This window comes from Absicoccus intestinalis (genome assembly GCF_033971885.1).
GTDB lineage: Bacteria > Bacillota_I > Bacilli_A > Erysipelotrichales > Erysipelotrichaceae > Absicoccus > Absicoccus intestinalis.
The window spans coordinates 117,697-130,978 of the sequence record NZ_JALBUS010000004.1 but is presented as its reverse complement, the minus strand read 5'-3'; the positions used below and the strand labels follow the sequence as shown (position 1 = coordinate 130,978).

24 protein-coding genes are annotated in these 13,282 nt (G+C 39.0%); 22 read left to right on the top strand and 2 right to left on the bottom strand.

What is annotated here, in order from left to right; translation table 11 throughout:
• Nucleotides 1-89 precede the first annotated feature (89 nt).
• Nucleotides 90-578 carry a hypothetical protein gene (locus MOZ64_RS03905; RefSeq protein WP_320325298.1) on the bottom strand — a complete coding sequence of 163 codons (489 nt, stop codon included), beginning with the start codon at nt 576-578 and terminating at the stop codon, nt 90-92.
• Nucleotides 579-659: 81 nt separating this feature from the next.
• Here MOZ64_RS03905 and MOZ64_RS03900 point away from each other — a divergent pair, with 81 nt between their 5' ends.
• The 14 genes from MOZ64_RS03900 to MOZ64_RS03840 all read left to right on the top strand — a co-directional run bounded on the left by MOZ64_RS03900 (nt 660) and on the right by MOZ64_RS03840 (nt 6,586).
• Nucleotides 660-851, top strand: a complete 192-nt coding sequence (locus MOZ64_RS03900) for a hypothetical protein (RefSeq protein WP_320325297.1) — start codon at nt 660-662, stop codon at nt 849-851.
• A gap of 140 nt (nt 852-991) precedes the next feature.
• The gene (locus tag MOZ64_RS03895; RefSeq protein WP_320325296.1) at nt 992-1,249 is read left to right on the top strand and encodes a hypothetical protein; all 258 of its coding nucleotides are present in this window, start codon (nt 992-994) and stop codon (nt 1,247-1,249) included.
• Between the two features lie 217 nt (nt 1,250-1,466).
• Nucleotides 1,467-1,697 carry a hypothetical protein gene (locus MOZ64_RS03890; protein ID WP_320325295.1) on the top strand — a complete coding sequence of 77 codons (231 nt, stop codon included), beginning with the start codon at nt 1,467-1,469 and terminating at the stop codon, nt 1,695-1,697.
• A 9-nt stretch (nt 1,698-1,706) separates the two neighbouring features.
• Nucleotides 1,707-2,441 carry a hypothetical protein gene (locus MOZ64_RS03885; RefSeq protein WP_320325294.1) on the top strand — a complete coding sequence of 245 codons (735 nt, stop codon included), beginning with the start codon at nt 1,707-1,709 and terminating at the stop codon, nt 2,439-2,441.
• A complete protein-coding gene (locus MOZ64_RS03880) occupies nt 2,416-2,706 on the top strand; it encodes a hypothetical protein (protein ID WP_320325293.1) in 291 nt (96 codons plus the stop codon). Before MOZ64_RS03885 ends, MOZ64_RS03880 begins: the two co-directional genes overlap by 26 nt.
• 114 nt (nt 2,707-2,820) lie before the next feature.
• Nucleotides 2,821-2,928 (top strand): zinc ribbon domain-containing protein, encoded by a 108-nt coding sequence (locus MOZ64_RS11670; RefSeq protein WP_502547939.1) that lies wholly within the window; start codon nt 2,821-2,823, stop codon nt 2,926-2,928.
• A gap of 185 nt (nt 2,929-3,113) precedes the next feature.
• Nucleotides 3,114-3,797: a hypothetical protein gene (locus MOZ64_RS03875; protein ID WP_320325292.1), complete on the top strand. Its 684-nt coding sequence runs from the start codon at nt 3,114-3,116 to the stop codon at nt 3,795-3,797.
• A 34-nt stretch (nt 3,798-3,831) separates the two neighbouring features.
• Nucleotides 3,832-4,248, top strand: coding sequence for a DUF551 domain-containing protein (locus MOZ64_RS03870; RefSeq protein WP_320325291.1), 417 nt, complete (start codon nt 3,832-3,834; stop codon nt 4,246-4,248).
• A complete protein-coding gene (locus MOZ64_RS03865; RefSeq protein ID WP_320325290.1) occupies nt 4,245-4,454 on the top strand; it encodes a hypothetical protein in 210 nt (69 codons plus the stop codon). The genes MOZ64_RS03870 and MOZ64_RS03865 overlap by 4 nt, the downstream gene beginning before the upstream one ends.
• A 15-nt stretch (nt 4,455-4,469) precedes the next feature.
• On the top strand, nt 4,470-4,793 hold the full coding sequence (gene ssb, locus MOZ64_RS03860) for a single-stranded DNA-binding protein (RefSeq protein WP_441293711.1): 324 nt from the start codon (nt 4,470-4,472) through the stop codon (nt 4,791-4,793).
• Nucleotides 4,790-5,647: a tyrosine-type recombinase/integrase gene (locus MOZ64_RS03855; protein ID WP_320325289.1), complete on the top strand. Its 858-nt coding sequence runs from the start codon at nt 4,790-4,792 to the stop codon at nt 5,645-5,647. Before ssb ends, MOZ64_RS03855 begins: the two co-directional genes overlap by 4 nt.
• A 145-nt stretch (nt 5,648-5,792) precedes the next feature.
• Entirely contained in the window at nt 5,793-5,942 is a 150-nt protein-coding gene (locus MOZ64_RS03850) for a hypothetical protein (RefSeq protein WP_320325288.1), read from the top strand.
• Nucleotides 5,917-6,144, top strand: coding sequence for a hypothetical protein (locus MOZ64_RS03845; RefSeq protein WP_320325287.1), 228 nt, complete (start codon nt 5,917-5,919; stop codon nt 6,142-6,144). Before MOZ64_RS03850 ends, MOZ64_RS03845 begins: the two co-directional genes overlap by 26 nt.
• 4 nt (nt 6,145-6,148) lie before the next feature.
• Nucleotides 6,149-6,586: a hypothetical protein gene (locus tag MOZ64_RS03840; RefSeq protein ID WP_320325286.1), complete on the top strand. Its 438-nt coding sequence runs from the start codon at nt 6,149-6,151 to the stop codon at nt 6,584-6,586.
• 12 nt (nt 6,587-6,598) lie between these two features.
• On the opposite strand, the gene MOZ64_RS03835 is transcribed toward MOZ64_RS03840, so the two are convergent.
• The gene (locus MOZ64_RS03835; RefSeq protein ID WP_320325285.1) at nt 6,599-6,793 is read right to left on the bottom strand and encodes a hypothetical protein; all 195 of its coding nucleotides are present in this window, start codon (nt 6,791-6,793) and stop codon (nt 6,599-6,601) included.
• 485 nt (nt 6,794-7,278) lie between these two features.
• Between MOZ64_RS03835 and MOZ64_RS03830 the strand changes: the two genes are divergently transcribed.
• The 8 genes from MOZ64_RS03830 (at nt 7,279) to MOZ64_RS03795 (ending at nt 13,281) form a co-directional block, all read left to right on the top strand.
• The gene (locus MOZ64_RS03830) at nt 7,279-7,626 is read left to right on the top strand and encodes a hypothetical protein (RefSeq protein WP_320325284.1); all 348 of its coding nucleotides are present in this window, start codon (nt 7,279-7,281) and stop codon (nt 7,624-7,626) included.
• Nucleotides 7,627-7,757: 131 nt separating this feature from the next.
• Nucleotides 7,758-8,144, top strand: a complete 387-nt coding sequence (locus MOZ64_RS03825; RefSeq protein WP_320325283.1) for a hypothetical protein — start codon at nt 7,758-7,760, stop codon at nt 8,142-8,144.
• A gap of 74 nt (nt 8,145-8,218) precedes the next feature.
• A complete protein-coding gene (locus MOZ64_RS03820; RefSeq protein WP_320325282.1) occupies nt 8,219-9,577 on the top strand; it encodes a terminase large subunit domain-containing protein in 1,359 nt (452 codons plus the stop codon).
• The gene (locus MOZ64_RS03815) at nt 9,574-11,040 is read left to right on the top strand and encodes a phage portal protein (protein ID WP_320325281.1); all 1,467 of its coding nucleotides are present in this window, start codon (nt 9,574-9,576) and stop codon (nt 11,038-11,040) included. The genes MOZ64_RS03820 and MOZ64_RS03815 overlap by 4 nt, the downstream gene beginning before the upstream one ends.
• Entirely contained in the window at nt 11,012-11,725 is a 714-nt protein-coding gene (locus MOZ64_RS03810) for a VG15 protein (RefSeq protein ID WP_320325280.1), read from the top strand. The genes MOZ64_RS03815 and MOZ64_RS03810 overlap by 29 nt, the downstream gene beginning before the upstream one ends.
• 81 nt (nt 11,726-11,806) lie before the next feature.
• Nucleotides 11,807-12,280, top strand: a complete 474-nt coding sequence (locus MOZ64_RS03805) for a capsid assembly scaffolding protein Gp46 family protein (RefSeq protein WP_320325279.1) — start codon at nt 11,807-11,809, stop codon at nt 12,278-12,280.
• A gap of 12 nt (nt 12,281-12,292) precedes the next feature.
• On the top strand, nt 12,293-13,147 hold the full coding sequence (locus MOZ64_RS03800) for a phage major capsid protein (protein ID WP_320325278.1): 855 nt from the start codon (nt 12,293-12,295) through the stop codon (nt 13,145-13,147).
• Nucleotides 13,147-13,281: a hypothetical protein gene (locus MOZ64_RS03795; protein ID WP_320325277.1), complete on the top strand. Its 135-nt coding sequence runs from the start codon at nt 13,147-13,149 to the stop codon at nt 13,279-13,281. The genes MOZ64_RS03800 and MOZ64_RS03795 overlap by 1 nt, the downstream gene beginning before the upstream one ends.
• Nucleotide 13,282: the final 1 nt, after the last annotated feature.

Here is a 13,282-nt window from a genome sequence, read left to right as displayed (position 1 = left end):
AAATTATTAAGGAGGCCTATATGGATACAACAAAATTATCAATTATATGCAACATATGCACGTTGATTTGTCAGATCGTGATACTGATTTCATTTATTCGTGCGGAAAACAAATGATTTCTTTTTAGAACAGATTGAAAGCATCCGATTCGTTTCAACGGTGATAGTCACTTCATGATCTACATTTTTAAAGTAATATCGATATTTATCTTTTGAATTTGGCAGCATTGTTGTTTCACTTTCAAGCACCAATGGTGAGCTATTAACGATATGGTTTTCCAAATGTATACCATTTGGAAAATCAATTGATTCTTTGGGTCCTTCATATTCGCTCATTGGAGATACAGGATGCCCATCAAATGAAAAAGTAATTGATTTCAAAGTAATTGGTGTGTTTGAAAAATTTAGTATCGAAAATTCAATGCTTGGATATTCATAAGATCTATCAACATGAAAATCTTCAATAGAAATACGTGGACGATTGAAACGTTTTGTATACCAAATACTATATAAAGCAGCCAATAAGGCAAGTACGGAAATGATGTTACTCATTTCATTGCTGGATAAGAAATCATGCATAAAAGCCACCCCACTTATATAAGCATTATATCAAGTGAATGTTGGTGATGAAGAGGAGATTGTAACAGAAAGGAAATAGTTATGGATTATGAAATGATGCGTCATATCAATGATATGGCGTCAAAAAGAGAGGTTGAGGCATTAAAGCCAAAGCCAGTAAAAAAGGAATCATCAAAGCTTATCAAATCTTTGATTGAAATTGTAACTGCGGCATTTATTGCAGCTGCAATGCTGTATGTGATGCTCGCAATAACAGCATGGTGTATTAGTTAGATAAATCGATTGTGTTTGTCTGCAGATACCTGTCTGTCAATCTGAAACTCTAGCCATTTCTATATCGGCAAAAAAAATGATGGCGATCAACTGGCAGGCAGATATCTGTGGGCAAGCATAAAAGGAAAGGATGGTAAAAAATGAAGCCATATCTAAACTATAAAGATGTTTCATATTTGCTTCACGTAAGTGAAAAAACTGCATATGATAGCATTCGTATTTTGCAGCAAAGGCCTGGTAATGACGGCATAAAATGGTGTGAAACTGAAGAATATCAATTTCTATCAAAAACAATGAATAAAAGATATCTGATACCATCGAGTATATTCATTCGTGCTTTCCCGTCAACGGCCTCAGAAGTTAAAAAAATGGGAATAAAAAAAGCAACTGATACATAGATCAGTCGCGAATAAATAACATACATATTTTAGCACAACATTCCGGTCATTTCTACTGTACTGTGTATGGTCTATATAAGATGAATGAATGCCTTTGGCAGATACGTATTTACAGTTTCTTTGCATTATTTTCCTTCAATATTCATTCAAATTTGCTACCACGTCTTAAGACCGTATGCAGTCCAGTAGGAATGGCCGTTTGGAAAGGATGGATCATATGTTTGATGAAAATAAACAGATCATATTGGATTATTTGCAGCACGCTTTAGCATGTACCAATGAGCTCGTGGATTTAAAAGAACTAAGGTATGTGCAGCATGCCGGATATGGAAACAAGCAACAAGTGATTGCCATTTTTGATGATGGTATGAGAGCAGTATTCAATGTGACAGGATTGAGTGGGTTTGGAACCATCCTTAATGTGATGGATCATCTTTCTCAATTCTAGGAGATTCATATGAATGAGGGATTTATAAAGCTGTATCGGAAGATCATAGACTGGGAATGGTACACAGATGTTAATACCAAAGCTTTGTTTATACATCTGCTACTGATGGCCAATCATACTGATCAGAGATGGCGCGGACAGGTCATAAAGCGTGGCTCTTTGGTTACCAGTTATGGCAGTTTGTCGGTTCAGACTGGACTAACTGTAAAACAGGTTAGAAATAGCTTGAAAAAATTAGAAAAAACCGGAGATGTGGCAAGCAAAAGTACTAACAGAAACACCCTAATAATGGTACTAAACTACGATTTGTATCAATCAATAGGGCAAACAAAAGGTACACAAACGGCAGACAATGGGCACACCATTGGACAAACAGAGGGCAATCAAAGGGCAACAAACAAGAATGTAAAGAATGATAAGAATATAAAGAATAAAGAGAGAGTAGAGAGAAAGTTGCCACCAACTCTGGATGAAATCATCGCTTACAAAAATGAGATCCATTCATCGGTGGACCCTGAACGTTTCTACGATTACTACAATGCAATTAATTGGACGACCGGTAATGCACCAATCGTTGATTGGAAAGCGGTATTTAGAAATTGGAGCCGCAATGAAAAAAAGAAAACAAATGATTATCCGGATTGGTATAGCGATATCGGTCAGGAACAAGCAAGTGATGAACTGATCCAACAAATCGAAAAAATGAAAGAAGGGTTAAATGATGCTCAATCTCATGGACCTTAGGAAAGACATTGAAGAACGATACGGTGTTGTGACACATTTGGATGAATACATTGGCAATGATGCCATTAGCTTTCAAACTGATGGCTACAAATTCATTGTCTACATCAAACCGAAAGAGTTTTATGGATCTGATGTATATCATTACAGCATCAGCCATGGGAAAAAGATGTTTGGATGTGGTGCATCCGTTCTTGATGAACAGTCTTTGTTCCAGGTGTTTGGAAAATACATAAAATCAGTAAATGTGCAGGGAAGGTTATTTTAAGCGAGGTATTGGATTGTGGCTAGGAAACGCAAAAAAAGGGCAAGAAGCAAAAACGTCAGCTTATACAGCAGTGTGAGATATGCACCAAAGATTGCAAGACACATTCCGGACAGTATGAATCTTTATCGATGTCCGGTGTGTGGTGAGTTTGTATATCCGTCAGATAGATTCTGCTCAGGCTGTGGGCAAAGAATCATTTTCGAAAAATATTCAGGTATGTGAAAAAAATATGCAGATATCTGAATTTGAAAAGATAGTGTGTCCAGTGTGTGGAAAGGTGAAGCTGACATCCACATATAAACAGGATTGGCTGTACAAGACGAAAAATCACGGAAAGATCATATATTTTTGTGGTTATACATGCTATCGAAAATGGTTGAAAAAATATAAACAGCCGCCAAAAAAGGATGATCAATACGGCTTATAAAAAAAGAAGCAAAAGATATTACATGCTCGACAGAAAAGATATTACCAATGTCAGAGGTATCATCACATCCGGCGAGGTGATGGATGAGCTTGGCCTGACAAACTGTGGATTTGAAAGGTTTGTATATCAAAATAAAGATTATCATGGCTGCTATCTAGTGGAAGTAGATGAAGACGAAGAATCGAGTAAGTTCAAAGAGTATAAGTTTTTTGAACTAAATGCGTCAAGGTGTCCATCTAGATGGTACGTGACATGTGATGGAAGATTTTATCGATTGTACATCCGTTCGGGCAAAAAGCACGAACTCATGCCATATTTGCATCATGGCATTTGGACAGTCCGGATTGGTGGATTTGATGAAGTATCAGCAGCAAGAGTCTATGCGAGATATTTTATGGATCTACACGATGGAGAGTATGTGCTTCTAAAAAGCAATAATTGGGATGTGAATAAGATCGAGATAGTTGATAGACAAAAATACATTACTGAAAACAATAGACAAGCATTTGGCAAGGCAATCGGCTTGTATGAAGATGGTCAGCTTGTAAAACAATGGCCATCAACAAGAGCGGCATCAAGCGACTTGTATATATCACGACAGACGGTATCTGATATTTGCAGAAGCAGATACAAGAAAAAAATGTATGATCTTAGATACATTTGATGACGATCAATGGTCGTAAAGTAAGAGGTAAAAAATGAATGAATTATGTAAAGAGCAAAGCTACATTATGGCGCTTAATACTATTTTAAGTTTGATCGATGAAAATGAAATTGCTTTTGGAAATGGCATACACTGGGCATTGGGGAAGCTAGAAGAAGCATGCACGATTGCAGATAAAGAAGCTAACATCGTTAAATTTGGTAATTGGATTAGTGTTGATGATAAATTGCCAAAAACGAATGATGTATATTTTGTGTATCTTGGTAAAAGTGAAAAAAGAATAATAGATTGTTATTTTGAAAAAGAACGTGGTGATAATGGAGAATTTGGAGAATATATTATCAATTTACATACTGATGGATCATACAGATGGACTGAAAGTCATTGGAACAAAAAGAATGGGGTCACTCATTGGATGCCAATGCCTGAAATGCCAGGAGGAAAACGATGAAAAAAGCAACAGTCGAAAAGCAAATGGAAGATCAATTCTACACTCACAAAGTTATGACTAATGCATTGAAACAATCACAGCAAAGTTTTGAACTTTCAAAGCAATTTAGTGAATTACTTATCGAACTGATGACAATCAATTTTGGTGGAGACGAGACCGCCAGAATAGCAAAAAAAGCAATCGAAATAGCAAAAGCTTTAGTTTAAGGAAAAGAGGAAATTATGATCAATAGAGCAGTATTAACAGGACGATTGACAAAAAATATCGAATTGCGCAGCACTGTTTCAGGCACCAGTGTTGCGCCTTTTACGTTGGCCGTGGCTAGAAGCATTGTCAGAGAAGGACAGCAGCAAGCTGATTTCATCAATTGTGTCGTATGGGGCCGACTGGCCGAGACGATGGCTAAATATCTTAATAAAGGATCATTGATCGGTGTGGAAGGGCGTATACAGACAAGGCACTATGATGATGATCACGGCACTAAGAAATATGTTACTGAAGTTGTAGTTGATAATTTTACTTTCCTTGAAAAAGCGCAATTATGAATAAGCATGATCTTGAAAATAAGAAACAGGAATGGCTGGATCTCGAATTTGAAGATGAAAAAAGTGAGAACACGATCAAGCGCTATGAATGCGCGGTCAATAAATTCTTGAAGTATATCCCGGATGGCGAGGTTACTAAGGCGACCATGATCAACTACAAACGCCATCTGATTGATACATACAGTCCAAAGACGGTCAACAATGAAATTGTTATCATCAACAAATTGGTCAAATATTGTGAATCAAACATTGATGATCTATCACGCTTGAAACGGTTTGATTCAAAACTGGCCGTTAAAAATATCAAGGTCCAGGAAAAAGCATCGATTGAAGATGTTATAACCAAGGAAGAGTACAAAAGGATGCTTCGAATGGCCAAAAAGAAGGATGAGATGGATATGTATTACATCATGAGAATACTTGGTGAAACAGGTATCCGAATCGGCGAATTAAAGTATTTTACGATAGAAAGTCTTAGAAAAGGGCCGTATATCACGGTACGAAACAAAGGGAAGACAAGGGATATCATCGTTGATACGAAGCTTAGACGTGAATTGATATCGTACGCAGAGGGCACTGGAATCGATGAAGGAAAGCTATTTGATGTGGATTATATGAGCGTATACAGAGGGTTGAAGCAAGTGGCTGGTCAATGTCGAGGCATCAAGCTAAGCAAGATTCATCCGCATGCATTTAGGCACCTGTTCGCAACACGTTTCATGGAACAGATTGGAGACGTGACAGAGCTGAAAGATATACTTGGCCATTCCAGTCTTGATACGACATCAATTTATTCGAAATCGACAAAAAAGCAGAAGAAAAAACATCTGGATGAAATGTGGAAAAACGGATGATTTTATGGCCTAAAAAATATACAAAGTTTTTGGTTTGAAAAAACGGTCTGAAACGGCACGGTTAAAGGCTATGAGCAATGAAATCCAAATGTAAAATAATATAGAGTTATTTGACAATAAAAAAGAGAGAACGAGGCAAGGCAATATGGGCGAAAAAGATGCATTGGAATATTTGTATAAAATTGCATATGATCACACGATTCGATGTGGGTCATGGTTTCAATTAGAACTGGTAAACAAGGCATATGAGGTATTAAAGGAGTGTGTAAATGGAAGCACAGAACAATGTGACTAGGGTTAAGTTCAAAAAGCTTATACATTCATACGAAGACTTTATAGTTAGCAAAAACGGCAAACGAAAAAAAGATTATATTGGTCAAATTGGAGTTGTTATCCATATCACTAAGATGGACCTAGGTGAGCTATATGATGTCCAGTTTGATGATGGACAAGTATGGTGTTTGGATAAAAGCCAATTTTATCAATATAAGAGGTAGGCGCATGGCAAGAGAGCTACAAATATTAAACGATTTAAGATCACTCAATTATTGCTGTCATCGCATTATTGAGCTTAATCAACAATTGGAGGTTATCAATCACCAAAAGTTAGGCTTATCGCATGCCAATGTGCATCTTACTAGAGAGCAGGAACAATCAACATTACCAATGCCGAAGTATGAACATGAGTACATCAGTCCACTTGGATTGATGGAAAAGGCAGAGCGCGTTGAAAGAGAAATACAATACTATCAAAAACGCATCTATGAGTGCAGATGGTTAGAACTACTTAACATTCGTGATCGTAACATTCTTTTCGATTTATATGTAGTTGGTGATATGACATTTAATGCCGTTGCCGAAAAATATGGGTATACAAGACCTGGACTTTGGAAGCATATACGAAATGAGTTGAATGAATTAAGTACAAGTAATGCATAAAAAAATCACGGATCACTCCGTGACTTTCTTTCTGATGATGATTTGGCCATGTTCGGTATCGATGACCTTTTCTAATTCAATGGGTGATCCATCGGTTGATACAAGACCGCATTCACGAGCCTCTGCTGTGCCAATGTTTACAGTATAGCTAGTTATATAGCCACGACCATCTTTCTTTTTTGATAGCTTGATTGATTTGGTATGCATGTTATTTGTCCTTTCTATTTTTGATTGCGATTGTTAATCCATATATTGATATGCATAGTGCTGCAATACTGATGATCAATGTGATTGTTTCCATGTCTATGATTGAATCAATGTGATACAATACAGTTGAGGATTAGAGAGGTTTTATCCTCTCCAATCGTTAGTGATCTTTGACTATCGCCACTATCATAATCACGGCAGTTAACAGATTGATGATAGCGGTGATAAGATTGATCACAAGGACTATATTGTCCATTGGTTTGTTCTCCTTTCTACATTTATATTATACCGTAACGGTAACGTAACGTCAATAAAAAGATGAAATATTTGTATAAATTTTTAAAATAGGAAACAATGTTTCCTGGTTTTATGTGATAGTATGGTAATGTACAGAGTTACCAGGAAGGTAACCAGTAGATAAGCACACGAGGCGGATGCTCTTGAAGCGCCGCCTTTTATCGTGCCTATCCAATAGGGTGGGGAGCATGAAACAGAATGTACGATATGCAAATGGTACCCTGCGCCGAAAACACCGTGCCCGGTTGAAAGCGATGGGGTGTGAGTGTGGTATATGCCATGGTAGGTATGGTCCAATCCACTATGATGAACCAAGTGATTTTAAACATCCATTGAGTTTTGTGATTGATGAAATAAAACCTGTTAGCCGGTGGAAAGAATTTGGGTATCCAAGTGCAAGAGCTGCGGCAGAAGATTGGAACAATCTACAGGCAGCTCACTATTGTTGCAATGCCTGGAAGTCCAATAAAGTGGATTTTAGTGTTGAATTATTAAGTAAAAAAAAGAAAAAACCAATTTCAGATGGTGATTGGTAAAAACATTTTTAAATTTTAAGGTGGGGAGGTTAGCCTCCTTTAACATGACGGCGAGCTCACGCGTCAGCGCCGATTTACCCCCTGACCCATTGGGTGGCAGGGGGTGGTCAGGAAAGAGGTGACATATAAGGTTGGAGGATACAGTAAAAACAAGGGCAAAAAGGGCCCAAAACAAGTTAAAAAAGCTATTAAAAACAAACAATTTCAGTGATGAATCCATCAAAATGATGTTGCCCATCATACAAAATGTATCCTGGATGCAGATCAAATTAGAGGACATTCGTGAACAAGCGTGTGAGCAAAATATCATCATTGAATACAACAATGGCGGTGGTCAAAGCGGATATCGAGAGAATCCGCTTTTTAAGTCGTATGAGAATCTATGGAAGTCTTATATACTTGGCATGAACAAGATACTCGAATGTCTTCCAGAAGAAGTGGCTAACGAGCAGAAAGAAGAATTGAAGCATAAGAATATGCTGGATATCATCAAGGAGAGAAGACAATCGCAAGCTTAAAGGGCTCTCAAGAGCCTAGAATCAAGATTGAACCAAAAAGAACACACTCAGATGGACAAGATGCATGTGATTTGATGGAGGCATATGGATCTAAGCTTGATCCATGGCAACAGTTGGTCGTTGATTGTTGGTTGGGTCTTGATGAAAACGAAAAATATACAATGACATCGGCAGGACTCGCGGTACCTAGGCAAAATGGTAAAAATGTTTGTCTTGAGGCACGCGAGTTTTTTGGTCTGATCATTAATGGTGAAAAGATCCTGCATACGGCTCACCAGGTAAAGACGGCCAAAAAATCATTTAAACGTTTAGTTCAGATGTTCACCAATAAGAACCATCCAGAGATCATGGATAAGGTATCGCGGATATCTTTTACTAATGGCGAAGAAGGTATTGAACTGACTAATGGCGGTGTCATTGAATATTCTGCCCGATCGAGACAGGCTGCTCGTGGTTTCGACGGGATCTCATTGGTCATATACGACGAAGCACAGGAATTAACAGATGATCAAGTGGAAGCTATCATGGCAACATTGGCTGCCAGTGCTACCGGTACGCGACAGATCATCTATACAGGTACGCCGCCATACCCTCGATGTCCTGGAGAAGTATTCCGAAGAAGACGTACCACATCATTACAGAATCCTGGACCGCATGATGCGTGGCATGAGTGGTCCGTTGATGGTGACAGTATAACGGATATCAACATTGCAGATTCATCCGTTTGGTATAGTACGAACCCATCTCTTGGATATCACCTGTCAGAAGAATTTACTTCCGAGGAATGCCGAACGATGAGTGCGGACGGTTTTGCCCGTGAGCGCCTTGGATGGTGGAGCCCGGCAATAACTGAACAGGATGATTCTGCAATTCATAAAGAAGCATGGGAAGCATGTGCATCTCTTGAGCCAAAACCAAATGGGAAAACGGCCTATGGTGTTAAGTTCAGTCCGGATGGCTCTGAAGTGTGCCTATGTGGTGCAGTTATACCATTTGAATCCAACAATAAACCAAGAATTTCATTTATCAGTCGTAAACCGACAGGGCAAGGCATCCGATGGCTATCTGATTGGTTAAATAAAAGATATCATCAGGCATCTTGTGTGGTGATTGATGGAAGAAATGGTGTCGATGTGCTTGTTGATCGTATTTCTGATACATGGCGCGCAAAAGGGTCGATCATACGACCAAGGATAAAGGATGTATTGGCATCGGTCAGTCTATTGACGGACGCAATCAATGAGCATTCAGTGACTTGGTACGAATACCAAGATGCTTTAAGTGATAGTGCATTAACATCAATCAAACGACCATTAGGCGGTGGATGGGCCTTTGGTGGAGATGATTCATCTCCAATTGAAGCATGTGCATTAGCTTTTTGGGGTGCGAAAGAATCAAAAAGAGATCCACATAGAAAGATGAGGATTGGATGATGGTAAATTTAACAATTGTTCCGGATCAAGTCGTTGGGCTTGGATTAAAAGAACAGATGCAATTGCAAGAATTAGTTGAAACATTCAACTATCACAATGCAAAAAACGCAACTAAAGAAAGATATTACGAAGGTCATATTCCGTTATCTGAGGTCAATCTAGGCCTGGCTATTCCTAAACATTTCCATAATTTGGAAATCAGTTGTGAATGGGGAGCAAAATGCGTCGATGTCTTGGCGTCCAGGTCCATGTTTGATGGTTTTGTCAGTATGGATGGTAATGATGCAGATGAGGTCATGAGTATCATGAACGCAAATAATCTTGTGTCCGAATATATGAAAGCATGTCGTGATGAGCTTCAATTTGGATGTACATTTGCGACACTTTCCGCTGATGATGATATTCAATGTCGTATTCGATTCCATTCACCGATGAGTGCATCAGCCTTATGGAACGGCGAAAAAGGCCGTATCGAGTGTGGAATGGCTATTATCGATACCGTTAAAGATGAGAAAGACAAGACATGGACGCCTTCTCATATCAATCTGTATACAGATGATTCAATTTGGGAGCTCGTCAAAATAGATGATAGATGGGAAGCAATCGAGCATCCGCATCGCATGGGAAGACCATTGATGGAACCTATGATATGGAATGCAACCAGTCGAAAGCCGTTTGGACGTTCAAGAATAAAAGAGTCTGTACGCCGATTGATACAGGGGTATGTGCGGACAGTTGCCAACGCAACGATCGGGCTTGAATTTTCAACAAGTCCGCAAAAGTATATGCTTGGCCTTACGGATGATCAGTATGATGCGGTCATATCCGACAAATTCAGACAGTATATCGGTAGTATCTTGGCATCAACAAGCAATCCAGAAACAGGCGAGAAGCCGACGGTCGGCCAGTTTTCTCAAGGCTCGATTGAACCGCATGTGCAGATGCTAAGGATATTAGCTACACAGTTCAGCGCTGCAACTGGATTGACAGTAACGGATACAGGTGTTGTCAATGATGCCAATCCGACTTCATCGGATGCTATCCTGGCACAATCACAGACATTGGTTTCATTGGCAGAACAGCTCAATGCTGGAAATGCAAAATCATTGAAGACCATTGCAGAAATGGCACAGGCAGTTGCTAAAAATTGCAGCTTAAATGAATTGGAAGATAATGATAGAAATATCATTCCTCATTTCAAGAATCCGGCTATGCCATCAGTTGCTGTAACAGCAGATGCCGCAATCAAGATTGCATCAACCCGTCAAGGCTTTGGGGAAACGGATGTATTCTTGGAAATGGTTGGATTTGATCAAGCAGATATTCAACGCATCAAGGCACAGGAAAAGAGAAACCAGGGGAATTTGGTCATTCAGCAAGAATTTAATTCCAATGTAATTAGATCGATGAATTCTAATGTAAAGGATAAAGATAATGCAGATAACATCGAAGGAATGGCTTGATTATGTGACAAGGTTGTCGAAAATCAACAAAAAGGCATCCGAATTATTGAATGAGTATATCCAACGACATGGAACAGAAGATATGTACCCGATCATTGAGTATGCGTATTCATTGGTCAATCGTTATGGAGGCGCATCATCCGAATTGGCATGTCAGATGTATGACCAACTGGCCAAACTGCAAAATGCCAATGTAATTGGTGCTGTTCCGGCAGATTTACCAGAAATGGCAGATGTTGCCCGTGCCATCAATGGGACAAAAGATAAATTAAATGGTCCAGCTGATGCGATAGGCCGTCTGGTCAAAAAATCAGCATCCGATACGATGTTACAAAACGCTAAAAGAGATGGTGCAGAATACGCATGGATCAATCATGGTGATTCATGCCCCTATTGTAAGTATTTATCTAGTTTCGGATGGCTTCATGCTAATTTGAATAATGGCAATAGATATTTAGGCCATATCCATAACAATTGCGATTGTGAATTTGCGATACGATTTGATGGTGAAAGTACGGTTGAAGGATATGACCCGGATCGTCTTAGTAAAGAAATTGATGATGCAGAAGGCGACACCATTAATGAAAAGCTTAATTCCATGCGCAGAAAAGGCTATGATGAAATCAAAGATGATCGTAACGCCAGAAGACGTGAATTATATGCTAAAAAAGATGATCAGCAATGACCATCTTTTTATATGGCAACTCGTGCCATAAACGAGGATAAGACTATCCATTTTATGGAGCTACAGCTCAAGGAGGAAAATATGAGCGAACAAAATACCAATATGGGAAACGACCCTCAAACAGGGGAAAAAACTTTTACGCAGGATGATGTAAATCGCATTGTTCAATCACGTATCGTAGAAGTTAAAAACAAGTATGCAGATTATGATGATCTAAAGGCGAAAGCCACGAAATTTGATGAAATGGAAGAAGCAGAAAAAACGGAGCTTCAAAAGGCAACAGAGAAGGCCGATGCACTGCAGGCACAGCTTGATCAGATCACAAAATCAAATAAGGTCAGAGATCTGCGTATGAAAGTATCGAAGGAAACAGGGGTACCATATGATCTTTTATCTGGTGATGATGAAGAATCGTGTAAAACACAAGCAGAAGCCATTTTGAAATTTGCGAATCCAAATGGATATCCAAAAGTGAAGGATTCTGGTGAGCCTTCTCATGTTTCCGGTAAAAAAACCAGAGATTTATTTAAAGATTGGATGAATGAAAATTTTTAGAAAGGAACGTATATGGCAAATTTAACAAGACAATCATTACAGTTACCTACTGAGGTATCTAGCGAAATTTTGCAGAACACACAAGAACAATCAGCAGTTATGCAGTTGGCACGGCAAGTCCAATTGCCTGGAACAGGTGTATCAATTCCAGTTATTTTGTCAGATCCAGAAGCTGCATGGGTCAAAGAAGGGGACAGCAAGCCAGTATCTTCAGCAACAGTGGATACAAAAAAATTAGTTGCTTATAAATTAGCAGTTATTGAACCATTCTCTATGGAGTTTAAGCGAGATATTCCTGCTTTATATGATGCATTGGTTGCACGTCTGCCATTGGCATTAGCTAATAAATTTGATGCAACAGTATTTGGAAAGGTTGATAAGCCAGGCGAAGACTTTGATACGTTAAAAGCTGTTACCGGTCAAGATATCAAAACAGATGCATATAAGGGCTTGGTTGCTGCTGATCTCGATATTTCGGAACATGACGGAATCGTGAATGGTTATGTGATTTCACCACGTTGTAAGAGCATTTTGTTGACCGCAACAGATACTACAAACCGGCCATTGTTTATTAATTCGGTAGCTGAAGGAGCTATTCCAATGATTTTAGGTGCACCAACGAAACAGTCCAAAGGGGCATATGTTACGGGGACGCCAAATACAGTCGGATTTGTTGGTGACTGGACAAAAGCAATTTATGGAACGGTCGAAGGTGTACAGGTTACAATTTCCGACCAAGCAACCATCACATCTGGAAGTGAAACCATCAATTTATGGCAGCAAAATATGTTTGCAGTTCGTGCAGAAATTGAATTGGGATTCCGCTGTGATACGACCGTATTTAATCGATTAACGGTGACTGCTTAATGATCGAACTCATTAACAAGATGACAGGGACATCTATGTATGTCCCTGATGATCGAGTAGAAGAATATAAGAAATTAGGCCACAAAGAAAAAGCTAAGAAAAAAAAAGAAAAAGCAAGCTCTGCAAAGGAGTGAT